The sequence below is a fragment of the Mesorhizobium sp. LHD-90 genome (assembly GCF_030929505.1).
Lineage (GTDB): Bacteria > Pseudomonadota > Alphaproteobacteria > Rhizobiales > Rhizobiaceae > Kumtagia.
This window is the reverse complement of record NZ_JAVFVV010000014.1, coordinates 34928-60449: the sequence shown is the minus strand read 5'-3', so window position 1 is coordinate 60449 and position 25522 is coordinate 34928. Positions and strand designations below refer to the sequence as shown.

Genomic DNA, 25522 nt, shown 5'->3' with positions numbered 1-25522 from the left:
CCATGGTCCGCACGCTATCAGAGCCTCGTATCCTCTGACCCTAGGCAGCGGGCGAAAGGTGTAGTGGAATGGCGGCGGTTACGCTGCAAGAAGCTCCTCTTCGTCCTCCTCACCCGGGATTTCTCCCGACGCAATTGCTTGGAGATGCCTCACGTTTGGTGAGGTTGAGAGTTCGATCAGTCCCTTCATATGTTCATTCGACATATCGTGACAGGTTCGAGAATTGGGTCGATCCGGCAATGTTGGTCCTTCATCCCGCGCGCGATGAAGTCGAAACGCATGTGGCGTACTTTCAGCGCGCTGCCCTCTCGTTTGGCTATTTCAATCAGAGCACCAGCACGACGCCCCGCGTCGGCGAGCCCGTAGCCGCACCTATCGCTTCCGAATAGATCCTGACCTGCTCAGTGTAGCGGACAGCCATCGCCTCGAACTCACGGTCAGTTTTAAAATCCACGACGGTCCAGCCGACGAAATCAGGCGTGTCCTCGTGAAAGGCGAGGTCGACTGTGCCCTCGACCAGGCTGCCATCGTCCCGTTTGAGCAGCACTGGAGTTTCACGGCGGAGGCCGCCCTTGCCTGCGCTGGCTGCGGCCCTTCGCAGAATTGGATGCGCGAGCGCCCCGCCGACCATGGCGACAGCAGCCTGGATTTCCTCTTCTGTCGCGTCGACGAGCCGCCCATTGATTGCCGCCCCAGCCTTGATCGCATCCACCCCCGCATCAAGATCGATCGTCGCCAAGAGAGCGTGGATGAGCGTGCCGAAGCGGCGCCCGCTTGGCCGTCCGCGGTCTCCACGATCTCCACGATCCACCATCTCCACGATGATGTCCGGCCGAGCCCACGCCTGGCCTCCTGCGTCGGCCACATTGATTTCTGTCGTCGAAACCGCTGCTGCTCGGGCCAGAGACGTGACGGTCCGAACCGACCTTGACGGGTGAGAGGCTTGGACGAGCAGAGCGTCGCGTGCCAACTTCCAGGCAGCGTAGTTCTCCTCACTCGCTGCCGCAGCGGTCCCATTTGGATCTGCCTCCAGTATTCGCTGATGACGAAGCGGCGCTTGCTCCTCGATCTCGAGCGACAGCACTGCGGGATCCCACCAAACGACGCCCGGACCGTCGGCCGCCGGCCGGTGCAGGCCAGGCCTGACCGAGCCCAAAGCCGGAGGAACTCCCTGGGACCCGCGTTCGACCACGCTGTCCTCGCCGAAGACCGGGCAGCCCTGCGCGGGCTCGGATTGCCGGCGCGCTTCATCCCCCGGGTACAGCATCGGATCGAGCACCCCGAGCCAGCCTTCGATCAGCTGGTCGCCGCAGACCGGCACGACGAGGAGGTCACGCGCGCGTGTCGCCGCGACATAGGCCACCCGGACGGCTTCGGCCTGATCCTGCTTCAGCTCGGTGTCGGCCGCTTCCAGCAGCTCCGTTGGCGATGAGCCGCAGAGCGGCTCCAGCCAGAGGCGACGAATTGGGTCGACGTGCCGGCTCGGAGTGTCGCGGGCTCCCTTGCAAGTCGGGTCGGCGAGGATGACTACCGGGAACTCCAGGCCCTTTGCCTTGTGCACGGTCATTACCCGAACACCCTCGGTACCCTCCTCGACGATGGGAGCCTCGTCGGCCTCGCCGCGTTCGGCGTCCGCGTCGATCTTCTCGACAAAGGCGCGGAACGAGGATGCGCGCCCTTCGAAATGTCGCGCCATGTCGATCAACCGCTGACAATTGGCGAGCGCCTGTTCGCCGGTCGGCCAGAGAGCGATGCCGGCATGTGCCCGAACCGCTTCGAGCAGCATGGTAATGGTCTCGGCGGTCGGACGGTGGTTGCGCCCGACGTGAAGCCGCCGCAGGAGGGCGAGCGCGTCGGCGACCTCGGCCACGGCAGGGTCCAGCGCGGTCCGGTCCACTGCGTACATCGAATGAAGGCGGCGGGTTTTCAAAGAGCCATCGCCTTCGACATATTGCCGGAAGGCAAGGAGCGCTTCGTCACCAAGCGCGAAGAACGGCCCGCGCAGCGTGGCAAAGACGCTTAGCTCATCATCGGGCCATTCGATCGCGGTGAGGGCATTGCGGAGAGCGATGACCTCCTCGCGATCATGGAAGGAGCGTCCACCCACGAGAACGTGCTGGATGCGCCGTGCTTCCAGCGCTCGAACATAAGCCCGTGTGACATCCGTCCCGAAATTGCGGAGCCGACGGAACAGAATGGCGATGTGACGCGGCCGGATCGCGGCGGCCTTACCGTCCTCTTCGACCGTCCAGCCGCTGTCGCTCACCAACCAGTCGATGAAGGCACCGACTGCCTCCGGAAATGACTCGGTGATCCGCCAGCCGACGATCTTGCCGTAGTCGCCATAGGGTCTCGGAACCGGCAGCGCGACAATCGTCGGTCGGCCAGGGATCTCCGGGCGCGAAGGCTGGAGTGGAACATAGCCTGCTTGGCTGACGTCCGGACCGGCCTCCATTGCCGGGGCAAAAGCGCCATTGACGAAGGACTGGATCGAGCGCGGCGCCCGAAAGCTTGTGGTGAGGTGGAGGAGTTCCGCGCCGACGCCAAGGAGGCGCTGCTTTACATCCTCATAGAGCGCGACGTCGGCGCGTCGGAAACGGTAGATCGACTGCTTCGGATCGCCGACAAGAAAGAGCTTGCCGGGAATGGGGTGGACAGTGCGCCAGTTCGTCTCGCTTGGCTCGTCGGCGGCGAGCAGGAGGAGAATCTCGGCCTGGAGTGGATCAGTGTCCTGGAACTCGTCGACGAAGAAGTGGGTGAAGCGCTCCTGCAGCTCACGACGCACGTCGGCAACATCGCGAATGAGGTCGCGGGCCTTGATGAGGAGGTCCAGAAAATCGAGCCGCCCCGCCTTGGCCTTGAGGACCTCGTAGTCGACAATCGGCGCCTGCAGAGTTTCGTGAAGCAGCGGCGCGAGATCCGCATCGCTTGTCGCGATGAAGGCGTCAAGATCGGCCTTGGTCTGGTCGCGGCGGGCCAAGACATCGTCACGCGACAGCGGGCCAAAGGTCGTCCGCTGGGCACCTTTCCAGCCCCAGCTTCGGAGCTTTGGCAGCCTGCGGAGTTCCGCCTCGAGCAGGTCGTAGTCGCGACCACGGATCGCTTCGATTCGGGTCGTCTCATCGACGAAACGGGCGATCTCGGCGAGATTGCGAGTGAGATAGTCGTCTGCCCACGAACTCGCGGCTGTCAGTGCCCCGAGCTGGTTCAGTTGGTCGATCAGCGCGTCGATCGCTCCGTTCCGGTCGAACGGATCCCGCCGCCATCGCTCCGGAAAATCGCGATGCTTGCGGAGGTCCTGCATGGCGCTGCGGAGCTGCTCGCGTGGAGATTGCCTGCCCGACCGGCGCCTAAGGATTCGCTGGACGCCCTCGGGCGGGTCGGCGAGGACCTGCTGAAACCAACCCTCGAAAGCTTCGTCGGCGAGCGCGTCGGCCTCCTCTTCAGAGGCGACTTCAAAGAGCGGGTCAATCCCTGCCTCGACTGGTCGCTCATGGAGAAGGTCGCCGCAGAAAGCGTGAATCGTGCCGATGCGGGCGAGCTCCAGCTCTTTGAGCGCGCGGTCCAGCCGATTGCGCCCCTCGGGTGCCGCCTCAGGTCTCGCCTTCTCGATCTCGTTGCGGAGGCGCAGCTTCATCTCGCCGGCCGCCTTCTCGGTGAACGTGACCGCGATGATCCGATCGAGCGTGCCGGCGCCAATGCGAACCAACCCGACGATCCGGCCGACGAGCGCGGTGGTCTTGCCGGTACCCGCCGCCGCCTCGACGAACAAGGTCGTGCCGAACTCGGTGAGTATCCGGCCGCGTGCCTCGGTGTCGGCGAAATCCGTCATGGGAGCGCTCGCACCGCCAGAAGTGGCTCGAGGTTTCCCTGCGGCTTCCGCGCCGTGCGACGCTCCTCGTGCGGACCGCACACGACCCGATAATCGCAAAGATCGCATTCCCCCTTGTCTGGCGCGGCCGGCAGGAACGGTTGGGAGACCGCCTCGCCTACTGCTTCGGCAACTTGACAGGCCGCGTCGCGAGCCCTGTCGCTGAGTGACACTACATGCTCGGCGAAGCCCCCTGTCGACGTGCAGAAATAGAGCCGCCCGGAGGTCACGTTGGCTACGCTGGAGAAAAGTTTCTCTGTTGCAAGGGCATAGAGTAGCGGCTGCAGTGACTTTCCGCCATCGATCAGCTGACCTTGCTTGCCGTCTGCCTTGCCGGTCTTGTGGTCAGTGACCCGCACCTGCCCGGCCGGATGGCGCTCAACGAGGTCGATCGACCCGCGGAGTTGAATGCCGCAGTCGAGGTTGACGGCGCCGGGCACCGACTGAGGATCGGCCTGATGCCGTTCGGGGCGGTGCTCCAAGCCGAACGACAGCTCGAAATGCCAAGGCACGTAACCCGAGTTGTCCTCGCTTGCCCGCCGCAGCCATTCCCGGAGATCGGCTCGGATCGCAGCGATCCCGTCCTCCCAGACACGATCGATCGCAGGAGCAAGGTCATTCCGGTAACGGGCAGCTACCTCGGCCATCACGGCGTCGAGCTTCTGCTGCGCCCTGTCTAGATTGCCCGGCCGCACTGGGAGCAGGTTTTCCCCCTGAAGATCGGCGAAAAGTTCAAATTGGACGTCGTGGATCAGCGATCCGCGCTGCAATGGATCAAGCTCGTCAATCGCCTCTGGCATCTCGCGTGGAGCGAGGCCGTGGATTGCCTTGAGGAAGAACCTGTAGGGACAGCGGGCGTAATTCTGGAGAGCGGTTGGCGAATAGCTCCGGACCTCGAGCGTGTGCCTCGCCATAACCGCCCGGACCGCGTCCGATCGACTCGTCAACCCATCCGCCGATGTCCATGCTCTGCTCCAGCGCTGGTAGCGGGCCCGAAGCGCCCGGGGGAGCCAGGGATTGGCGGTGACCAGATAGCGGGCTGCGCCGGCGCTCTCTTCCGGAAGAGCGGCAAGCCGGTCAAGAATGGCGAGATCGTGCTCGGCCTCGTCAATGGCCTCGCTGGGATCAGGCGGCGCAGGCCAACCGAGTCGGGCAGTGGTTGCCGTTTCCGCCCGTCGCGCAAGCTCGGAAAAGTCGGGAAGTCGGCCCTCGGCGGCCCTGATGGTCTCAAGAGCGTAGAAGGACGGCACGCGTGGTCGGGCCTGGTCGAGGTCGATACGTGGATAGGAGAAGCAAATCCGCCGTTCGGCCGCGCCAGCCGCAAGGGCTAGGGCGAGACGCTCCCCTTCGAGCCGGCTGGAGTTCGTGGCAAGACCGCCGCTCATCTGCTTGCGCATAGCATCGAGCAGGATCGGCTCCTCTGCGATCTTGCGCGGGAACATCTTTTCCGCGAGGCCAGGCACCAACACCGCGTCGAAGCTGAGGCCCCGCGCCGCGTCGATCGGCCCGACGAAGATCTTGCCATAGCGTTGCGGCGGCGGCGGCACGGCGGCCTCTAGAAGGAGCCCTTCAAGGACCATCAAAATCTCGGTCAGCGTTACCGGTCCGACGGGAGCCATTGGGGCCAGCTCGACCAGCACTGCGAGAACCCGGTCGGGTTGCCTCAGCGCCCGCGTCGCGAGCCCGCCGAGCCGGTCGAGCCACTCGCCCCAATCGGCAGTGGCGGGCAGACTGTCGAGGTCATCGATGAGAGGAAGAGCGTAGCCGGCGAACGCTGAGAGGTCCTTGAGCGTTCGCGCTAAAGTCGCCGCCTGCGTCTCGTCCTCGTCGGCCAACTCTGCGAGCCTCAGTTGGAGCTCGTTGGCGAGCCCGTCGACGCGACGCCGCCAGCGCTCGCGCCCGCCGATCACAGCCGCCTCGACGAGAAGGCGCTCCCAGCGGCGTGGCGCCCGGAGCTGCCCGTCTCGGGCAGGGGGCTCGTCGCTGTCCGAGATCAGGATATCCGTCTCGGGCGGCTCTGATGGTTCATCGACCACCTCGGTCGAAAAATGCGGGACAAGCTCTGGATCTGGGGCGACCCAGCGGTCGCCCCGCGCTATGGCTTCCGGCGGCGCGCCGCCGGGGGTGGCGTCCGGTACCTGACCAAGGGACAGGTACTCGGCGAAACGCCGCGCCGATAGGCCTTCGGCGGCGCATTTGAGCAACGCGTAGAAGGCCCGACCGGCCGGATCGGGCCGCACCGCGCCGCGTGCGAAGTGAGCTGGAATGCCGGCTCTTGCGAATGCCTCTTCGAGGTAGGCGCGGTATGCCTGGGGTGAACGCAGCAGCACCGCAATACGATCGAACGGGATGCCGTTTCGAGCGAGCGCGAGCACGCGCCGGGCGATCTCCACGCACTCGCGACCTTCGCCCGGTGCAGAGAACACCTGGACTTCGTTGTCCGGAGGCGCATGTGGAACCGTCGTATCGTCATTGAAGAGCTGGCGCTGAAGCCTAGCGAGCGTGCCTGTTTTGGCCACGCCAATGCCATCCTCCGTTTTGGGCGACTCATCGAGATTCTTGATTTCCCAATGCAGTGCGCCGCGGATCCGGGCGAGCGTCGGCTGGTCGGCCGCGGGTACCGTCGCTAAGGTGTCCGGGGCTGCCACGCCGAGTGCGCCCACGAAGGCGAGTTCGGCCTCGTTCGTGATCGGCACGTCCAGCAACAGCATGGGAAGGCCAACTAGACGCTGAACGCCGCCGCGGCTGCTCGCCGCCTCCGTCGCGAAACCCAGCACACCCGGCCAGTCGGTAAGGCCAGCATGCGCCAACTCAGCATCATAGGCTTCGATCAGCAGCACAAGATCGGGCGCGACCTTGCTTACTGCGTCGGCCGGCAAGCCTTCTAACCGCAGCTCCTCTATAACGGCGGCAATCGCGCGCGGAAAACCCGGGGTGTCGGCGACTGGTTGGTAGCGGCCGAGCCGCTGCTGGGTCTTCAGGCCGTGCACGACCCGGGCGATGATCGCCTGGGAACCCAGTCGGCTAAGCGGGACCAGCTTCCGTTCCGCGAGCAAGGGCGCGGCGAGCGCGGCGGCGAGCTGGGGCAAGGTCAGCCGATGCCAGCCGAAAGCAGCGCCCCTCTCCTCCGTCACGCTGCGCGGCAGTTCGTTGGCCGCGTCGAGGCTTGCCCCGACGATCAAAACCTCCTCGGCAAGTGCCTTGCCTTCCAGCCAAGCGCGAGCCCAGCGGATTCGGTCATGGTTCACAGATGAGGTCACGGCAATCGCGGTCATCACCAATGGTATCAGTACCCACCTCGAACGCAATTAGAGCACATAGCGTTGAAACCTCTCCAAACACGCTAAGCGGAAGCCGTAATCAAAGCGAAATTTCTAGCGGGGGCGTCCATAAACCTGATGGTTTTTGAAAAGGACTGGACGGTGTCACACTGACTGATGGACGCTTCAGAACCGTCAAGAGAGTGGCCTGATCCCGCATTCGTTCGACGCTATCGATGCTCGAGCGTACCCTCAACGCCACGCCTCCGGATGGGCTAGCGTCAAAGCGCGGCCGAGGCCTGCGCACCGTCCCGGAAAAGGGTTTTGACCAGAGCCCGGTGGGAGTTGACGATCTCCGCCGGCTCTATGCCGAGCCGATCGCCGTAGCTGGTGCTCATGGCTTCCATGACGCTCATCACATCATCACCCAGCAGCTCCTCTTTTGTCGGGAGCGTCAGGCGGTAGGCGAGTTCAGCGACAGGCTTCAGATATTGGGTGATCCGCTTGCGCTCGCGCGGGGAGAGCGGCGCCGTGAGGCAGGCTTGCAGGCACCAGTAGCAAGTGGCCCAGCACTCGACGATGTCGCCGGGAATCTGATCGTGCTCGCCACTTAAGTATAGATGCCGGATCGCGGGGTGATTCCCGCCAAATATTTCGAACAGCGCACGGCCCAGGACGACGGGCCAGCTATCCTGATCGCCTTCTGCCGGCAGAACCTGTAGCCGCGATTGTAGAGGTGGTTTGCCACTTTTGCCTGCCGCTCCCGGCCACCCGGCGGTGCAGATGATCATCAACAGCGCGCGCAGCCGGAAGATATCGTGATTGTCCAGTGCGCCGTTTTCCTTTCGCTTCCTGATGCGTTCGCGAAAGCTGGCCGTGGCGATTACGATCTGCGCCTTGGTCGCTTTCATTGCCTCCGCGGCCTTACGGCGCCGGGTCTTCGCGCGCTTTTCTTCATCGCGGCGCGTCTTCTCCGTGTCGAACTCTTCGCCGGCATTGAGGGCGGCTTGCGCGTCAGCGGTTTCATCGCCCATGTCGAAGGCGCCGCCAGGAACCTTTTCGTCATCATCATCAACATCATCGGCGGCGAGGCCGACGATGCGGTTAAGAACGTTTCGGACTATGGAGACGTCACTGCCGGCCAAGCTGCTATGGGTGAGATGCGTCCCCGTCCGCGGCCGGCGGTCGGCGATGAAGTCCTCGTATGTCAGCTTTCTGTACTCAGGCGCCGTCGCCTCCTTGCTCTTGCCGGTCTTCGGGATCGAGAGTGGGACCTTGGATGCGCTCTCGCCCTGTTCGATCCGTTCGAGAATGTTGAGGACGTCGAGCAGCAGCAGGCTTGCTTCCGTCTCGTCATCAAGCTGCCGCAGCGCATTCTCGGCCTCGCGGGAGGAGGTTTCGCGGACGGCGGTGCGCAGGCGGTCGATCAGTGTGACAATGGAAGGGGCCGACAGTCTGCCGCCCCGGATCAGGACGCGGGCGAAGGCGGGACGCACTTCCGTATCGCCGATCTGATAGCGGAACGCGTCGGTGACTTGCAAAGGCGAAAGCCGGCAGGGAATAGGCTTGCCCTGCTGATCGAGGAGAAGGATTGTCGAGGCGGCGGGGTCATAGGCGGCGGAGGGATGCCAGATCAGCGTGTCGACGCGGCATTCGAATTTTCCCGGATTCTGCGCCGCCAGCTCATCCAGAGGCAGATCTTCTTCGAGGAGCAAGTCTGGCAGCGCGGCTGGGTCAATTTGCCGTTCGCTCGTGAGGAAGTCGGTGAGGCCGAGCGTGACAGGCACCGAGCGGGCGGGGAGGCGGCGATAGAGGCACGCCTCTTCGTTTAATCCGGCAACGCCATCAACGCCGAGTGCTGCGCGCGTGCAATTTGCGCTGCCTAGCAGCATATGATCCGCGCCTGCCGTCTGGGCAACGATTGCTTTCGCATGGATAAAGCGCCCCTGGCGAAAATCGCCACGGTCATACAGCCGGACACCGGGAACTCTGCCCAGCGCGTCCTTCGGAAACACCGAGGTATCGGGGTCAAGCAACAGTGCGATTTCAGTCGGGCCAAGACGCTGTGCCAAGAACGAAAGGGCGGCAAGGTTTATGTCCCAATAGGGGCTGATGACGATCAGGCGCGAGACGGGTTCGTCGATTAGTTGGGCAAAACGCTGGCCGATGCCGGACGTATCGCCCGCAGTCAGCAGGGCGGCCATCGTCCCGTCGGCGAGGCGCACAGGCCCTGCGGCAGGGGTCGCCTTGCTGAGCCAGGGCGCGCGCTCTCGCATCCAGTCAATCTGAGCGGAGAGACCCTGCTGGCCGTCGCTGCCAAAGCGGGAGAGATATAGCCACGCCTGCGCAATGAGCTGCTGCTCGCCCGAGTCAGAGCCGTCGCAGGCGATCATGCTGGCGAGTTCGAGATTTCCTGCAAGTCCGGGCGAAGTCAGGTTCGCCGAGCTGACGATCAGGCGCCCGCGGTGGCGGCCGACCTGCAGGAAGAGCTTGGGGTGGAAAACGCCGGCTGCGCTGGTGCCGGTGACGGTGTAAAGCCGGCCCGCCTGGCGCGGCAGCGCGGACGCGCCGGAGAGCGCATGCGTGAGCATACGGCTGTCAGCAACAACGATATTGTTGCGGCAGCCGGCACCGCGCAGGCGCGGGAGCACGATATTCTCGTACGCATCGAAGTCGATCCCGAAGCTGGTCGCGATGCTGGTGTGGAACTCCTTGTCTGCGAAGCGCTCATAAAGTTTCATGAAGCGCTCACCGCGGCGGCACCGTAGTCGGAAAGCCCCTGGCCACCCACCAGGTGGATATCCTTGAGGAAAGTAATCGCGGGGCCGAGGCGCGGGTTCGTGAACACCGGCCCGTCCTTCTCGCGCAGCCTTAATCTCCCCTCGTCCCTTTCGATCAGGAACGTGTAATCGCCCTGCCGGAGCTTTTGTAGCGCGACCCAGAGATGACGCTGCACCACCCGTTCTTCGAGGAGCCGCATCAGCATGTCTGAGAAGGGCTCGTCAGCGTGAAGATCTAGGAAGCGCGTTTCGGTGAGCAGTGAGCGGAAGGCATCGGGATCGAACCCACCGAGCACAGAAGCGATGTTGCGATCCTCATCACGTATCCGCTTGTGAAGGATCGCAAGGAGCCTGATTGCACTCCACGCGGTCTCCGGCGCGCAGACGCGCTCATCGCTGCGACCTGCGCGCTTAATAATGTCTTCGCACAGTGACCATTCGGAGTCGGCATCGTCCGCCGCATAGGCGTTGGCGGCAGGCTCCCGCGAATTCAGAAAGGCGGTCCATCCCACGGGCGCGTGTTCAGGAGCCTTGAGGATGCGATCGACACAGAGCGGGATCAACCGGGCGAGCGTAATGCCGGCAGGGTGCTCGCCGAGCGTGTCGAGTATGAATTTCAGCAAAGTCTCGAGGGCGATGTGGCAAAGATCGTTTGCGTGGTAGACCCACCAGAGTTGCCTTTGCGCTTCGAGTTCGGGGGAGCCAAGCGCAAGCGGGCGGCCTTTCTGGTCACAGCCTGCAAACAGAGTCCAGCGCACCTCATCGGGCTTTGGATCGCGGCCCAGCAACCCCGCGATCTTCAAAATCAGCAGCACGCTACGCCGTCGCGATTGCGCATCCGGATCGCTCGGTTCATTGGGCTTGAGCAGGATATCCTGGTAAAGCGCGCGCTCCTCGCCCGTCAGACCGATTTCAGAAGGGGTAAGGCCGTGCAGCCGATCCAGTTCCGCCTTGGTGACCATGCCGCGCTGGATCACATCATAGAAATGAGCCGCCGCCTCACCGATGCTGTCCTCGAACACCGCGGCGAGACGGTCGCCGATTTCTAGGCTGGGAATGGGCAGATCGTGAGTCTCGGATTTGTCAAAAATCCCGATGACGAACAACTGGCTGCGGTAGGCAGCGCCGTAGGCGCCCCATGCCTGCTTCAGATAATAGGTCTCGCTGCCGGGCTCCGCCGCCGCCGCGAATTCGACGATCTCGCTGTCGGCACTATCCAGCACCTTCTGCGCCCATTCTATGCCGGCCACGCCCGCTTCGCTGCCGTGGCGATAAGCGATCAGCGCATACAGGGCTTCGGCGCGGCGGATGAAGCGCTTCCAGGATTCGGGATTCGTGTCCCCGTCCTTTTTCGCGAAGGTTCGACACAGCCAAGCATAGAGGCCGTAGTAGCGCATGCGCAGCGTCACGTTGCTGATCCCGGGCAGGAACGTCTGGTAGAGGCTGACGCTGCTGTTCTGCATTCCGAGCGGATCGAGGCCGTTCTTTTTGCGGTAGTCTGTCCAGGCGGGATAATTGATCTCGGCGCTGCGGTCGTCCTCAGCCATCTCCGAAGACCTCGATGCGTTTAGTTTCTTCGTTTGTGAGGCCTAAGAACTCGCTTTTGTGTCGGCGTCTCCGATATCCGCTACCGATCCTTCGCGCACCAAACCTATTGACGACAGTCTGAATCGGACCAACTTCATCCCTTCCCGCAAGCATGCCCAGCCGCCTCATATAACACCCCATGCCCTGTAACGCCCCCTCCCCGTTATCTCTCGGAGGTTGAGCTCTGCGACAAGATTAAGGGCGCCCTTGGTGGTCAGCTTGAGTTCCTTCTCGATCATGGTGCTGGAGATGAGCGGCCTTGACAGCACCAGCTCGACGAGCTGCGGCAGTTTCGAGGTCGAGCGCCGGTTCCTGAGTCGCCGTTCCATCTGATCTTTGGCAATGACCAACCGGTCGTGCTCCTTAAGACCGGTGGTCGCCGCCGCGTGGATCCCTTCCATGAGCGCGGTCAGCCGCGTGCTCCGATCGAGAGCGCGCCGTCGCTCCCGGGCAATGGTTCTTAGCCCGACGCTAATGCAGGTAAGGTGTGAGCTGGTCGCTCCCGTCTTCCGCAGTTGCGCGGCGACAAGCAATTGCCCTAGCCACGGCGCATGCTGGAGCACCTCGATCTGCTGCCAGGCGTCCCACAGAAGCGCGGCCTGAAGCAATGGTGGAAGCTGTGCCGTTCGAACGAGCACGGCCTGCCATTCGGCGAGCCGTTCGTCTTCGTCCCAGTCCGGATCGTAGATGAGCGCGTCCCGCTCAGGCATCGGCGAGGGCAATGGGCGCGCCTCGACTCGATCGAGTGTTTTTTCCGCACGACCAAGCACAGCGTCGATGACTGCGAGCGCCGCCTTCAGACCGTCGCCTGCCGCGGTGTTGGTGACAGCCTCCGGCTCTTGCGCGAGGGCCTCCTTGCCTATTTCGGCCTCAGCAACTGGCCGTACTGCCGCCTCTTTCTCGCCGGCGATGCGGCCAGTGAGCGCCTTGAGCCCGGTCGGGCTCAGCGCCCAGTCGGGCTGGCGCGAAAACATCTGGCGCCGGGAGCGCATGATCACATGGGCGCGGGTGAGCTCATGGGTCGGGGTGCGGATGTCCATGTGGGCATCGTGCAGGACGAGGTCTTCGATATGGACGAGCTCGCCGTCGAGCCACAGCGCGGACGCCGCGTCGGCAAAATGGCTGCGTTCGATCCAGCCGTCCCGCACCGGACTTTTGGCGAGCCGCTCATCTAGGCGGGCCAAGGCCTCGCCGGCCCTTGTCAGCGGGCCGATGAGCGCCTCCAGCGTCAGACTTTCGATTTTGTAACCCATTGATATCACACTAGTTGATTCGCCATACTGAAGCTATCTCAAGGTTCACTCTAGTCACAGGCCATGATGCCTAGCCAGTTCTTCACTAGCGATATTGACCTCATATCGGGACTGTACAGCACCACGCCCTGGGACGCTCAGGAGGCCGAAAAACGTTGATTTACCGGGCTCATCGAAGCGGTAGGGGCGATGCAAAAGGCATCTAGACACGTTTACAAACGATCGTTTGTTGATATCTTCGGTGTTTGTACAATATTCCTTCCCGATGCTGAGAGACGCCGCAAATGGCCCGTGAGGCGCAAGATCGACGCTCCGGTCGACCACAGGGCCGGCAAATCGGCTACGCGCGCGTGTCAACGGACGAACAAGCGACGGAAGCACAGGAAATTGAGCTTCGATCGGCCGGCTGCGACGTGGTCGTTCAGGAACATGGGTCTGGTGCGTCGAGAACTCGCCCTGCCCTATCGCGGTTGATCGCCGATATCGGCGTCGGCGATGTCCTGGTCGTTGTGCGTCTCGATCGTCTTGCGCGCTCGGTCAGCCATCTTCTTCAGGTGATCGAGGATCTGACCGACAAGGGCGCGCATTTCCGATCTCTCCGAGATCCTATCGACACCTCGACTCCGCAGGGCATGTTTTCGCTACAGGTACTCGGCGCCGTAGCCCAGCTCGAACGTGCGCTGATTTCGGAGCGGACCAAGGCCGGCATCATCGCTGCACGGTCGAAGGGGCGGCTGCCGGGCAATCCTGGTATCCGGGAGCGCAGGCCCGAAGCCCTGGCGAAGATGACCGCGGTGCAAAAGGCAGCTTACGGCCGACGGCTACAATCAACGATGAACCAGTGGCTTCCGACGGTCCGCCGGATGCGACCAGACCACACCTGGGACGACATCGCTCGGGTCCTGAAGCAGCGCGGCATCGACTTGACGCCTGAACGACTGCGGCGGGCGGTGAAGTGGCTCGTCACCGAGCGCCTGGCCGATTCCACCTTGCTAAGGCGGGCGTCTCCGCAGCCTCCCGAAGATCGCCTGATGACCCTCGTGGCAGGGATTTCGCAGTCCAACCCAAGCCTATCGCTACGCGACATCGCTGGCCAGCTCGAGCGCCTGCATGAGAGAACCCCACGAGGGAGCGCAAAATGGTCGGCCTCATCAGTCAAGAACCTGCTCGATCGAGCCCTCCGGCTTGGTCTCGTCACCGCACCACCCACGAGCTGACCGAGATGCAGGGACCGTCGTCTCCGCTGCAGGACAGCGCTCAGTTTATGATCCGCGGCTGACGATTGACATCTCCGAGCCGCTTGTACGCCACCCAGGCATCTGCTGGAACAGCGCTGCCGGCTTGCGCCAGCCACGCCGCGCGATCGGCCTCGGTAAGTGAGTTCCACCAAACCATTCCGGCGGTTTCATCGGGCGTCGGCTCGCGGTCGTGTTTGCTTTTCATAGCTTCGATGCTCTCATAAGGTGCTCTCCTCGACAAGTGCTGCAGCCACGGTCCATGTCCCATAGTGCGGATCGAAACCGCCCGGCTCATCATGATCCGCGTCCCGGCTTGTCGAGGCTGCGGCGCAACGCATCGCTAATTTCGAGCCTGTTTTCGGTGCGCACCACTTTTCCGGCAGTTTCCAGCCCGGCGGACGCGGATTCCACGCCGCTTCCTGCAAGCTTCGACGCGTCGAGCTTCGCCCGCAGCAGCGCCATGATCATCGGCCAGACCGAGAATTTCCCGTTCTTCGCCTTGTCGGTCAGGCTACGCAGATAGCCGCCGGCGCTTTGGATGTGCTCCTGCCGCTGGTAGATCGCACCAAGCACGATAGCGGCCTGCTGCTCGCCCATCGCCGTGCGCGCCTCCTCCCATGCGCTGGGGCTGATTCCCATCGTCGGCCGGGCAACCTCGGCGGCGGCCAGAAAGTCCCGCCAGTGCCGGATTCCGCCGCCGCCCTTCACCAGCCAGAGCATGTTCGGGCAGGCATCCAGCACGATCCCCAATGGTAGCTCCCGCTTGGGCAGGCTGCATACGTTGTCGGTTTCAGCGGCGGTGCTGCTCGCTTCATCTATATCTCCTAAGCCCCTTTCAGATTCAGATTTAGAGTCTGGTTTTGAATTCTGTATGTGGCGTTCAGAATGAGACTCATTGGCGTTCAAATTTTGTGCTTTTACGAACGATTCCAACGCGTCGCGTATTTCAGCCCAGAGTTGCTCAAGTTCGACCGAGATGTCCTCCAGGACCTGGCGTGGCGCCGTGCGGGGAAGTTGAAAAATGATCGCCTGGTAGGCCTGCTGGATCCTGCCCCAGTTGGCCGGCACGCCCTCCTCAATGCCGGCGTCGATCATCTTGACGACGTCACGGCGGCATATGGTTAACCGTTCCTTGACGAGACGGTAGGCCTTCTTCTCGGCTTTGACCGCTTCCGCCAGTTCCTTGAATTCCGCTGCCCGGGCGACGATTGGCGACAAATCGAAGCCGTAGGCCTGCTCGATCTCTCCCCCCTGCCCTTTTCGGGCGAAGCGCTTGCCGTTCGGACTGTCACGGCGGATGACCAGGCCGCAATCGACCAGATTGGCCAGATGGCGCCTAAGCGTCGCCGGCGACATGCCGTTAGCACGGCCGATCAGCTGTTCGTTCGAAGGCCACACGATCAGCGCACTATCACCATTGAAAGCGGTGTCCGGATGAAAGGACAGCAGCGCATCCAGGATCGCCAGTGCCCGGTCGGTCGCGCCAACCGCCATCCTTGCTTCCTTGATGTCCCTGAAGACATGCCATTTGTGGACAGTTGCGTCCGCCGATACTGCTTTCGCCGCCACCTGGCTTGAGATCATGCCAAACGACATCGGCCGCCGCCCAAAGGGCGTCGTCGAGATATACGGTTCCATTCCTTTGCCTTTCGTTGGGCAAAAGAAATCCGCTCGCTGAAACAGCGCTAATCCCTCACGGGACTCTTGACTGTGATTCGCGGAAGTGCGATTCTCTAGGTGCAAACTACGAGAAGGGCTTCCGGACGCTGTTTCGGGGGCCTTTTTCTTTTGCGGCCTATGAAGTAAGTGGACTGATCAGTTGGGCTGCTCCTTTCTGTCTTCGAATTCGCGATAGAGCTCTGGCAACCGAGCAGCGACGAACTCTCCGAATTCCAATGAACCTTCGGCGTCAACAACGAGAGCGAGCGTCGTACTCGTCCTCTCGAGCGTCGCGATTTTCTGGCCCGCTAGCGCCTTGACAATGCTCTTGGTGATCTTCGCAGTGGGCTTTCGAGGAGCTATTGCATTGAAGAGACGCACGAAGCGTTGATCCGTGTCCGCCTCCAGAAATTTTGCGTCAGCCAAGGCTTCGTCAAGCTGGGATGCATTCTTCAGGGTCGCAAGGCGCTCTGCAAGTGCGGTCCATCGCGGACGGCCGGCCTTTGGCGCTGGCCCTATCGCAAGGATCACGTTCTTTGGAATCGACTTGGTGAGGGAGAGGAGTCTTGAGAGCTGGGTCTTCTCCATACTGAGCGCCGACATAATAATGGACCGGTCGAACCCTTGTTCCTCAAGTGTCATGGCAAACAGGCCCCGCTCGATATAGGTCAGGTCCTTACGAGCCGAGTTCTCCTGGCCCTGGATAACGACCAGTTCCTCGTCGGTCAGGTTCTGAACGACTGCGCGCACAGGCCGTCCGAGTTTGGCAAGTATCTTGGCGCGACGGTGGCCATAAGCGATCTGGTAATGATCCTGCCGATCGGGATGAGGGCGAACCAGAATCGGGCTCTTCTGACCGGACTCTTTAATGGCCTGGTAGAGGGTCGTGAATTCCACGCCTTCGTCGTCCAAGCGGTCTTGCGCGAACGAGCCGGCTAGTTTGTCGGCGGGAATCTCCACCACGGCTGCGCCGGATGCTACAAGCGCTTTCGCGCGCTCGGCGGCATTTGCAATCTGTCCGAGTGAGCGCCCCATCGCGCCGACAGCACCGGACCTCACATGAGAGATGACCTGCGTAGTCGGTGCGGAGACGGGTTCTGGAGAAGAGTTGCCACCTGGCAACTCTTCAGAGCGGCGTGTCAACATGGCCTTCAGTGTATCCTTGCGGCTCATGGTGTACGCCCCCACGCCTGCTCAATCAGGCGTTCGATCTCTCCGTTCACGGCATCCAAAGATTCGACCGCACGATCGTATGTCTGCTTTGAAAAATTTTCTCTGCCAACCTCGTAGATGGTCTGCTTGGAAAGACCGGCGTCAGAGACTGCCGTGGACTTTACCATCGTGCTGTTCAGAACGCGCTCTCTGAAGAGCGAGCGCATGAACGCGACCATCTGCGTTTGCGGAGCATCGGCCGGCTCGAACCGGGTCACGACATAGCGGATAAAGTCGTAATCCAGATCACCACCAGAGCTTTGAACAACCTTCAGAATGTCGGCCGCCATCAACAAGAACTGGCACATCGACATCACGTCGAGCATCTGCGGGTGGACAGTTATGAGAAGCCCTGTCGCCGCGCAGAGGGCGCCAAGTGTCAGGAAGCCCAGTTGAGGGGGGCAGTCCAAAATCATCACATCGTAGTGCGCCTCGACGGTACCTAGCGCCGTGGCAACACGTCCAAAGAACGGTTCCGCATCGCGCTCTGCAAGCGCCCTGGGCGTGTCGTGCTCGTATTCCATCAGTTCGAGATTTCCGGGAATTAAATCGAGTCCCGGGAAATAGGTCTCCCGGATGACGTCTTTGAGGGGGAGACGTTCCTCGTCATAGCGCACTGCTGCATACATCGTCTGGTTCGGCTGAATGTCGTATTCCGGCTGATAGCCATGGAGTGCAGTGAGCGAAGCTTGCGGGTCCAAATCGACCGCGAGGACCCGATAGCCATGAAGGGCGAGATACTGGGCGAGGTGAGCGGCAGTTGTCGTCTTCCCGGACCCGCCCTTGAAATTGACTACAGCCAGTACTTGGCAGTGCTCGTCTGGGCGGCGATGCGGCACGTATCGCTTTCCCTTCGAACCTTCCTCGAGCGCTACGCGCAGCTCGTTAATCTGATCAAGCGTATATGACCGGCGTCCACCTGGACCGATGACTGGCTGTGGGCCCTTGCCGCCGAGTGACAATTGGCGCAAGTAGGCGTCGGCGATCCCGATCAGCTTGCCTGCCTCCACCGATGAGAACGACCTGAGCGATTTTTTCGAGACTGGAGGAAACAGCGCCTCCCGCATTGCCAGCAGCTCAGCCGAGAGTGCAGCGCCATCGCCTGCGATGACGTCGGTCATCAAAGGCTTTGGGCTCGTCGCGAGAGACCTTGCGCTACGTGCTTTTTCCATAACTACGCGATCTTCTCCAACTACGGCTATTTCTCGTAGGCAGAATTGCCCCGAGTCGCCGTGATTTGGCAAGCAGTTTAAGGTTAATGACAATTAACCTCTATGGCACTACCGGAGTTGCCATGTGGCAACGGGCGAAACAACCGTCGCAAGTTGAGAGGTTCGTTGGCGCGACAATCGAGGAAGGACGACTATGATCGCTGACGATCTCGGACGAGCCTCCGACGGGCAATCCGCATCATTGTCTAGTCGTGATGGGCGTGGCGCACCCGATCCCGCAACGAAGCACCGCCTTAGAATTCCTGTCCGATGCGACGTCAGACTAAACCGGCAGTACTATCTGAACCGAGGTCCCGTTTCCCGGGCGGGAGGAAATAGTGAACTTGCCCTTCAGGGCCGCTACCATCTGGGCACATGCCGTGAGGCCTAATCCGGTGTGCTGGCCGGCTTTTGTCGAGTAAAATGGCGTACTCGCTTTCGCCAACACACTCGGAGGCATTCCCGAGCCATTGTCCGTCACCTGCACGAGCAGCTTTCTCTTGCCGCTGAATGTAGGTGATTTGATACTCGCCGCTATCCTGACTGACGGATCTGCTCGGTCTTGGACGGCCGCCTCTGCATTTCGTAAGAGTTCAGCGATAACGAATTGAACCTGTGCCGCAGGGACCTCGACCATCGCCGCATCGCGGTGAAGGATGAGGTCGGGTTTCTGGCGCCGAAGGGTCGTCACTGATTCCAGAATTTTCGAGAAAGGCTCTCTGATTACGTCACTGCTCGCATAGGCGATTGTCCCAAGTGCGTGCGTGATGTTTTCCAGTTCTTTAACAGCGTCTTTTGCGGCAACGAGCATTTCGGGATGCTGAACGCTCGTTTTATCCTGGTAGTCAAGGAAGAGCCTTAAAGCGGTAATGCGCGAGCGCGTCATATGAGCGTAGAGCGTCGAGAACGACCGTAACTGGCTATCCCTCCTGCGTGCGAAGGCATTCCTAAAATGAATGATCGTGTATCCGACGGCAGCGAGGGTTAGCGCAACCGCAAACAGGAACCTGTTTCGGGAGGCTGCTGCGCCGATGCGTGCCGCGGCGTTGAGCGTCTCAGCGTGCGCTACTGCCGTGCCCGACACTTCGAACATGCGCCGCTCCAGATCGGGCATCGACTTTAGCGCCCCCTCGAAATCCGTCGAGCCCTTCATAAGTGGATCGAGATCGGTGCGCGTTATGCCCTGCAACTCATTCAACAACTGGATGTCGCGGTCCCGTAGGAATTTCGGGGCATACTCCAGTTTCAAGAGTTGCCCGACGTTCGCGTTGAGCAGGAACACCTGACGGGCCAGATCACTTTGCATTTGTCCCGTCGCGGCGGCCAGCCGAAGATCGCCATGGATACGAGCCAGATGCTCTCTGATCTGCGTGGTCCGCCACTGGACTTCAAAGTTCTGACTGAAGTTCAGGTCGGATTCTGCGCGATAGTGCTCGGAACGGAAGAACGCCCAGCCACTCAATAACAGCGCAAACCCCAAGCACAGGAAGGGGAGGGCGGCCTTGATCTGAGCAGCAGTCGGCTTCATTGCGACGGCCGAACAGCGACCACGAACCAGACCCAGATCGAGTTTCGTGCGGGCACATAGGATTCTGGCAGGTCTTCGTACGGCCAGACCAAAAAAATCGGACCTTGTTCTTCAGGAGCGAGCTGAGTGAAGCTCTGATCTGGTGCACACCTGCCAGATTGCCGATCTGTGTCGACGCAAGCCCGATCGATCGCAAATATCGGATTGTAGGTCTGTATTTCTTCGACAGTGACCTCCGACGTGAAGTTGTCATAGGCAATGAATTGAACCGACTTGCCCAGATCCAGCTCGTGCTCGCGCAAGATGTCGGCGATCTTCGGACCGCGGTAGGTCACAACCTCTCCATCCTTGGTCCAGGGCGTGCGGGTCTCGATCGCGACGTTTTCGAAGTCGGAGCGGAGCCGCTCGATATGATATTGCCCGGCCTCACCCTGTTTCCCGCCTTCAATAGTCAACACATTGGGATCTGTGTAAGCCGCGACGGCCGCTTGGGCACAGGCAATCAGTCCAGCCAGGGCGCCAGCCAGTGTTTCAGCTCGCATGTGCAATCTCCTCGTCAAAATTCCTTTCGCCGTCATCGACCGAGTAAAGGACGCACGGCCCACTTGATCCCCGAGGGTCGTAGATGAGCCCTTTGCGCGACATCGTTTCGCTGATTGCCCGGACGCCGGCCAGCCCGTAGAGATGGTCGTGAAGCTCGAGGAAGACACGTTCAACGCCCGGGAGCAGGGCGTTCTGCAGCAACTCGAGTTCAGCGCCCTCAATGTCCATGACAAGGACATTGACGCCGTGCGTTTCTATGAAGGAATCGATGTCGCGTGAGGTGATTTCGATTACCTGTTCGTAGGGCCCTTGTTCCGCGAACCTCGATGACATCCAGAAGTCGGCACGTTGATAGAATGATACGCTCCTGGGAGGGCCGGCAGCGAGAAGTCCGTTGGTGAATACGACGTTGCCACCGCAGTTCCGATCGACCACGCGCTGAGCGAGCAGAGCCGTGCGGGGATCGGCCTCGAAGCTCCAAACGCGCACGCCCTCGACCGCGGCGATGATCGACGTAATGACACCCAAGCCTGCGCCGAGTTCGAGGACATGATCTCCCGGTCGAATTGCGCGACGAACCCTGCGCGCCTCGTTCGCTTCATATCGACCGCTTTTGAGGGCATCCCAAATCTCGGGAGAGACTTCACCAGCGCGGACAGGAACCCGCACGCCGTGCACGTTGAGTTCAGTCATCGTCAAAGCCCCCTGGGAAGACGACCAAACTTCAGCAGCTTTGCGCGAGCCTGCTTGTAATATTTCTCGGAGCTTGCTGCATCGATATTCAGTTCAACTGCCATCTTCTCGAATACATCCCTTTTTGTTTCTCCTGCCTGGCGAGCAAGAAGGAGCTCGATTACTCGACTCTCGCGTGGTGTCAGGCCTGAGAAGTGAACCTCTGGCGATTGGGCGTCAGCTGCCGAGTAGCGCAGAGAAAACTCGGAGCGCGCCACTTGATCGAGAACTTCACGCAAGCTGCCGCGTGAAAGACCTGTCTTTGCGAGGTACGCAGATGCGCCTAGTTCGCGGCAGGCGCTCGCTTCCTTGTGGGTATCGGACCCGGTGATGACGATATGGACGGCAGAGGGAGCGGCGCGAATGATCGTCTCGACTACCGTCAGCCGATCCTTATGCGACGTGGGGTCGAAACCGGGCAAACCGGGATCGATTACCACCAGGTCGAACTGGTCTTCCGCCAAAATCTGGTGTGCGAGCTCGTAGGTTTGGGCGCCGGCAATGAAACAGTCGCCGAGGCTGTCTTTCAATTCGACCATCAAGGCCTGAAGCATCAGATCCTGATCTTCGATGACCAGTGCTCGGTGCATAGGCGGACCTCCGGGTTTTGACCTCGTCTTAAAACCCGCCCATGCCAATTGCAGCCATAGAACCGCATCCGGCTCGACGATGATAGGGATGACATCATCCCCCTGCAAGAAAAAGGGGACATCGCCGCCCCTATCAGGGATCGCCCGAGGATGTCACGAAGAGGCATCGCGACGTGAACACGACGCGACGCTGATGAACGAAAACGTCCCTCGGAAGACCGGAGATGAGTGCTTTTTCCATCCCTTCCTACAAGCCGCTATCGAGCATCATTGCAGCTCACAGGAGAGCGCGCGCGAGGAAAATGCAGCTCGAACGACGTAGGTCGGAGGGCCGGTCACTTTTCGTCTTTCCACTGGTCTGGCTTGCTCAGCGGCTTGAAAGACGTGCGTTCCGGCAATTCGCTGTGGACCGCCCGACGGACCCCGAGGATTCACGCGAGAAACTTATCTATCTAATGGCTGTCATGGTGGCGGATCGTGCAAGCCCTGGCGCAACTCAGCTTACGAGCGTCATCGAGACGCTGCGTCCGCACAGGGCTGCTTTGGCTGAACACCTCGGGAAACGAACGATCGCGAGCACAGAACGAGAGTCGAGTCCTGATGCACGGGCAATGACGGAGCGCAGCTGATCACCTGGTACTCTTAACGTTGTTTCTAGCGCTTCAGATTGAACCAATGACGCGTGATTTTGCCGTCATCGTGCGTGATGTCGAAGAAGTATGGATCGCCTCGCGCAGGACGGGCCATCGTGACCGTCTACTGGCAGTCTTCACGGCCGCCGAAGCCTGAGGGGCAGGTGTTTCGAACCTGTACGCAGAGGTCGGGTTGTCCGCCGCCGTGGTCTTGGTTGCTGTACCCGATGCTCCAGCCGGCAGGGCACTCGTCATAGGCTTCATAACCTGGCCGGCCTGTACCGGCCTCGGGGCAGGTCGGCCAGGAAAAGCCCCAGCCTCCCATCGCTGAGATTAGCCGATTCATCGGCTGGTGGCACGCTGGCACGCCGCGCCATGACGGATTGGACGACGAGGCGCAGAGAAGCACCTCGCAACCCCATTCACCCGCCTGGGCGCGCTCTGCGTGGGAGAGGCATCCTGCAGCGGACAGGACAGTCACAATTGCGGTCAGTTTCGCACCACGCATCGAAAAGTCTCCTTCGATGATATTTAGCGATCCGTTCGCCTTGGCCGTTTTCGGGCATCCTCAAATGGCGGCGAAATCTCGCTCTCTCGCTCGGCGAGCAGGTTGAAATCGGCGATCGGTCGTCGTGACAGTGTTCGGTCGACAGCCTTTGCACGCCATTCCTGCATGTCGAGGACGTAGGTTGCCCACATGCCGTGACGGGCAGACATGGCGTAGGTCTGCCATGCCGCGTAGGCGGCAGGCGCCGGCGAGATCGTCCGCGCCCAGCCGACGCGCAGCATTTCGGCCGCGAGGTCTTTGCCGCGGACCACGCAGCGGCCGAGAAGAACACCGTCTCCGCCTTTGGCGTGGACATCGCAAGTGACCTGAGCATTGCCGATCGAGCGCTTCAGCCACGCCTTCGCAAAAGGCCCGCACGGGACTGGCTTCGGAATCGTGCTCGTGCCGTGCCGGCTGGGATCGTACGACCATTGCGGCAGTTCGCAGGCGTCGATCGAAGCTAGGCGCACCATACGACCGCCCCGCGGAAACCAAAGCGTCCGTCCATCGACAACGGAAGCCCGGCCGGAAATCGCCAGCGAAACATCCGCCTGAGGTTGCGAACTGCGCTCCTCGACAGATGGCCCGGATCTGGTGCCAACAAGATCGGCGGCATGAGCCGGGTAGGGGAGGGCGGTCGCCAGCGAGACCAACAAACTCCACCGGGCCACGGACCATTTCATCGTTCGATCCTTCTCTGGCCGGCTGCCTGGCCAAGGAGGATTGCAGGGTGCTGGACGTCGTCGAATTGCCACAGACCGACGCCCTGCTCGCGCGCCGTCTGCTCCGCGACCGCATAAGGTGCATGATGCGGCAAACCGTTCGCGTTGAGAGAAGCGAACGCGAAGCCTGACGAGATCATCAGATTGGCCAGGTCCAGCCGATCAGACCCGATGGTCGAATAACACGACACAAGGACCGCCTCGGCCGACCGTGCAACATGCGCACACAACGGCTTCGTGTCCGCAATGTATGCGGCAAGAACGGCGAGCGAAGCGTCGCCGCAGTCACGGCGGGTGCCGGTCTTATCGGTATAGGCGGTTCCGCGAAGGCATGCCTGGACGCCAAAGAGGCGAAAGTGCTCGTCCCCATCAGTCCAGCTATCGCCACTTTCGAGAGTGACGCCCGGTCCGAGCTCGAAGTAGCCTTCAGGCGGCGTAGCTATCGCCGGCATGGTGCCGAATGCCAGTCCGAGGAAGAGGGCAGGGGGTCTCATTGTCCCGCTATCCTCGGATCGGCCCACATGCCGTATCCGCCGCGCCCGATCGCTTCGGCTTCCATGAGATCCGTTCGCGCCGACGCTCCGTCGGGCCGCTTCGCAATGCGGTGGCTGCCGAGCGAAACCAACTGCTCCTCGAACATGTCGACGGCGTCGAGGCTGCCTGGATAATGATAGTAACCGTAGCAGGTCGCGTCCTGCGCCGACGCCCCGGTTTCGCTGACAAAGGCCCGGCAATAGACCACCCGGGGTGTCTGGAGGAGCGTCTCGAGCCCACGCCGGGCATAGTCCTCGCAAGACCCTGCGAAGTCTTCCCTTCGGTTGACCATGTCGCCGTCGCAGGGCTCGATGCCGTACAAATGGACCGTCAGATTGGCGTCAACCCGAAATTCGGTTGACGAGAGGGCTCGATACCCTGACGCGGACGCGAAGCCCTTGCGTTCCGCCACGTTTCCCTGACCGTCATAGTACTCCATGATCAGCACGGTCTTCCCCGGCGCCGCCAGCGACCGGACGTAGGCCTCGTCGACCGGTTCGGCCGCCTGCGCGGACAGACATCCCCACACCGCCAGAATGCAGCCGGCTACACGCCTCATTCGCAGTCGCCTCCAGGTTGTCATCTTATCCAACATTGGCTCGTCCTCGCCCTCATTGCAAGAAAAATCACAACTAATTTGACATTGTTTTTTATCTCGCCTAACCATTCCAATCTCGCTCTTGCAGGGGCTTTGGATTCGACACCATGGCGACGCAGACTTCAACCCGACTGATCGCAGCGCTGCTTGCGGCGACAATTCTCACGAGCGTATGCGCGATCATACCGGAGGACGCCCATTCATCGGAACTGGCAAAACACCAGGCTATTGGTAGCCTAACTCGTGCTAGCGCGGGCGGGATTCAAGGTGATTCGATCTCGGCAGACGGGGTCAACGACGCGCGCTGGGCGAAGCCGCAGGGAGATTATGTCCTCGGCGAAAGCGGCCGGATTGTTCCTGCACAGCCCCAGACCGACGAAACCGGAGTAGGGGCATCTACATCCGTCGATAGTCACGACAAGGTACCCCTTGGGCAAAACTCTTCTGGTGTTCTTTTTTTGCCAAAGGACTCGCACAACCAAGCCGAATGCGGACCATCGCCGGCTACCCCCGAGGATATCGCTCGGCTGGTCGCCGAGGCCGCGCAGCGCCATGAGGTTGATGTCCATTTCGCGCTCGCCATTGTCACGGCGGAGAGCCGGCTCGACCGACTGCGCAACTCCCCCAAAGGCGCACGCGGGCCGATGCAGCTGATTCCCGAAACCGCGGAGCGGTTCGGCGTGGCGGACATCTGCGACCCGGAACAGAATGTCGATGGCGGTGTGCGATACCTTCGTGAACTTATCGACGAGTTCCGCAACCCGATGCTGGTTGCCGCCGCCTACAACGCCGGCGAAGGCCGCGTACGCGAGCATGGGGGAATTCCGCCGTTCAAGGAAACGGTGAGCTATGTCGCCGAAATCCTCAATCTTCAGATGGAGCTGGAGGGTTCCGGGCGGGTGGCGTCCGGGGAAGGTGCATCGGTTAGCAGGCGCGGTTCGGCCTCGAGCGACAGCGGAGTCATCACTTCAACGGAGCGCCGGCAGTGGGTCGGCGGGGTCATGCATTTTTAGCCGGAGATCGAC

The 25522-nt window shown here is 61.5% G+C and carries 18 protein-coding genes; 2 read left to right on the top strand and 16 right to left on the bottom strand.

Features of this window, described 5'->3' with window-relative positions; translation table 11 throughout:
- Positions 1 to 325: 325 nt before the first annotated feature.
- The 5 genes from RB623_RS19890 to RB623_RS19870 form a co-directional block, all read right to left on the bottom strand.
- Positions 326 to 3832 carry a UvrD-helicase domain-containing protein gene (locus RB623_RS19890; RefSeq protein WP_308058696.1) on the bottom strand — a complete coding sequence of 1169 codons (3507 nt, stop codon included), beginning with the start codon at positions 3830 to 3832 and terminating at the stop codon, positions 326 to 328.
- Positions 3829 to 7146: a PD-(D/E)XK nuclease family protein gene (locus tag RB623_RS19885; RefSeq protein ID WP_308058695.1), complete on the bottom strand. Its 3318-nt coding sequence runs from the start codon at positions 7144 to 7146 to the stop codon at positions 3829 to 3831. Before RB623_RS19885 ends, RB623_RS19890 begins: the two co-directional genes overlap by 4 nt.
- A gap of 266 nt (positions 7147 to 7412) precedes the next feature.
- Entirely contained in the window at positions 7413 to 9872 is a 2460-nt protein-coding gene (locus RB623_RS19880; RefSeq protein ID WP_308058694.1) for a hypothetical protein, read from the bottom strand.
- On the bottom strand, positions 9869 to 11458 hold the full coding sequence (locus tag RB623_RS19875; RefSeq protein WP_308058693.1) for a hypothetical protein: 1590 nt from the start codon (positions 11456 to 11458) through the stop codon (positions 9869 to 9871). Before RB623_RS19875 ends, RB623_RS19880 begins: the two co-directional genes overlap by 4 nt.
- Positions 11459 to 11623: 165 nt before the next feature.
- Positions 11624 to 12751 (bottom strand): RHE_PE00001 family protein, encoded by a 1128-nt coding sequence (locus tag RB623_RS19870; RefSeq protein WP_308058692.1) that lies wholly within the window; start codon positions 12749 to 12751, stop codon positions 11624 to 11626.
- 284 nt (positions 12752 to 13035) lie between these two features.
- Between RB623_RS19870 and RB623_RS19865 the strand changes: the two genes are divergently transcribed.
- Positions 13036 to 13968 carry a recombinase family protein gene (locus RB623_RS19865; protein WP_308058691.1) on the top strand — a complete coding sequence of 311 codons (933 nt, stop codon included), beginning with the start codon at positions 13036 to 13038 and terminating at the stop codon, positions 13966 to 13968.
- A gap of 40 nt (positions 13969 to 14008) precedes the next feature.
- On the opposite strand, the gene RB623_RS19860 is transcribed toward RB623_RS19865, so the two are convergent.
- The 11 genes from RB623_RS19860 to RB623_RS19810 all read right to left on the bottom strand — a co-directional run bounded on the left by RB623_RS19860 (position 14009) and on the right by RB623_RS19810 (position 24494).
- Positions 14009 to 14287: a hypothetical protein gene (locus RB623_RS19860; RefSeq protein WP_308058690.1), complete on the bottom strand. Its 279-nt coding sequence runs from the start codon at positions 14285 to 14287 to the stop codon at positions 14009 to 14011.
- Positions 14284 to 15627 (bottom strand): plasmid replication protein RepC, encoded by a 1344-nt coding sequence (gene repC / locus RB623_RS19855; protein ID WP_308058689.1) that lies wholly within the window; start codon positions 15625 to 15627, stop codon positions 14284 to 14286. Before repC ends, RB623_RS19860 begins: the two co-directional genes overlap by 4 nt.
- 177 nt (positions 15628 to 15804) lie before the next feature.
- A complete protein-coding gene (gene repB / locus RB623_RS19850) occupies positions 15805 to 16821 on the bottom strand; it encodes a plasmid partitioning protein RepB (RefSeq protein WP_308058688.1) in 1017 nt (338 codons plus the stop codon).
- Positions 16818 to 18032 (bottom strand): plasmid partitioning protein RepA, encoded by a 1215-nt coding sequence (repA, locus tag RB623_RS19845; RefSeq protein WP_374121714.1) that lies wholly within the window; start codon positions 18030 to 18032, stop codon positions 16818 to 16820. Before repA ends, repB begins: the two co-directional genes overlap by 4 nt.
- 322 nt (positions 18033 to 18354) lie before the next feature.
- Positions 18355 to 19599, bottom strand: coding sequence for a HAMP domain-containing sensor histidine kinase (locus tag RB623_RS19840; protein WP_308058686.1), 1245 nt, complete (start codon positions 19597 to 19599; stop codon positions 18355 to 18357).
- A complete protein-coding gene (locus tag RB623_RS19835; RefSeq protein WP_308058685.1) occupies positions 19596 to 20141 on the bottom strand; it encodes a hypothetical protein in 546 nt (181 codons plus the stop codon). Before RB623_RS19835 ends, RB623_RS19840 begins: the two co-directional genes overlap by 4 nt.
- Positions 20131 to 20835, bottom strand: coding sequence for an FkbM family methyltransferase (locus RB623_RS19830; protein ID WP_308058684.1), 705 nt, complete (start codon positions 20833 to 20835; stop codon positions 20131 to 20133). Before RB623_RS19830 ends, RB623_RS19835 begins: the two co-directional genes overlap by 11 nt.
- Positions 20836 to 20837: 2 nt before the next feature.
- Positions 20838 to 21464, bottom strand: a complete 627-nt coding sequence (locus RB623_RS19825) for a response regulator (RefSeq protein WP_308058683.1) — start codon at positions 21462 to 21464, stop codon at positions 20838 to 20840.
- Between the two features lie 1163 nt (positions 21465 to 22627).
- Positions 22628 to 23314, bottom strand: coding sequence for a thermonuclease family protein (locus RB623_RS19820; RefSeq protein ID WP_374121716.1), 687 nt, complete (start codon positions 23312 to 23314; stop codon positions 22628 to 22630).
- An 8-nt stretch (positions 23315 to 23322) separates the two neighbouring features.
- On the bottom strand, positions 23323 to 23859 hold the full coding sequence (locus RB623_RS19815) for a thermonuclease family protein (protein ID WP_308058681.1): 537 nt from the start codon (positions 23857 to 23859) through the stop codon (positions 23323 to 23325).
- Positions 23856 to 24494: a hypothetical protein gene (locus RB623_RS19810; RefSeq protein ID WP_308058680.1), complete on the bottom strand. Its 639-nt coding sequence runs from the start codon at positions 24492 to 24494 to the stop codon at positions 23856 to 23858. Before RB623_RS19810 ends, RB623_RS19815 begins: the two co-directional genes overlap by 4 nt.
- A gap of 110 nt (positions 24495 to 24604) precedes the next feature.
- Between RB623_RS19810 and RB623_RS19805 the strand changes: the two genes are divergently transcribed.
- Positions 24605 to 25510: a lytic transglycosylase domain-containing protein gene (locus RB623_RS19805; protein WP_308058679.1), complete on the top strand. Its 906-nt coding sequence runs from the start codon at positions 24605 to 24607 to the stop codon at positions 25508 to 25510.
- The last annotated feature ends 12 nt before the right edge of the window (positions 25511 to 25522 follow it).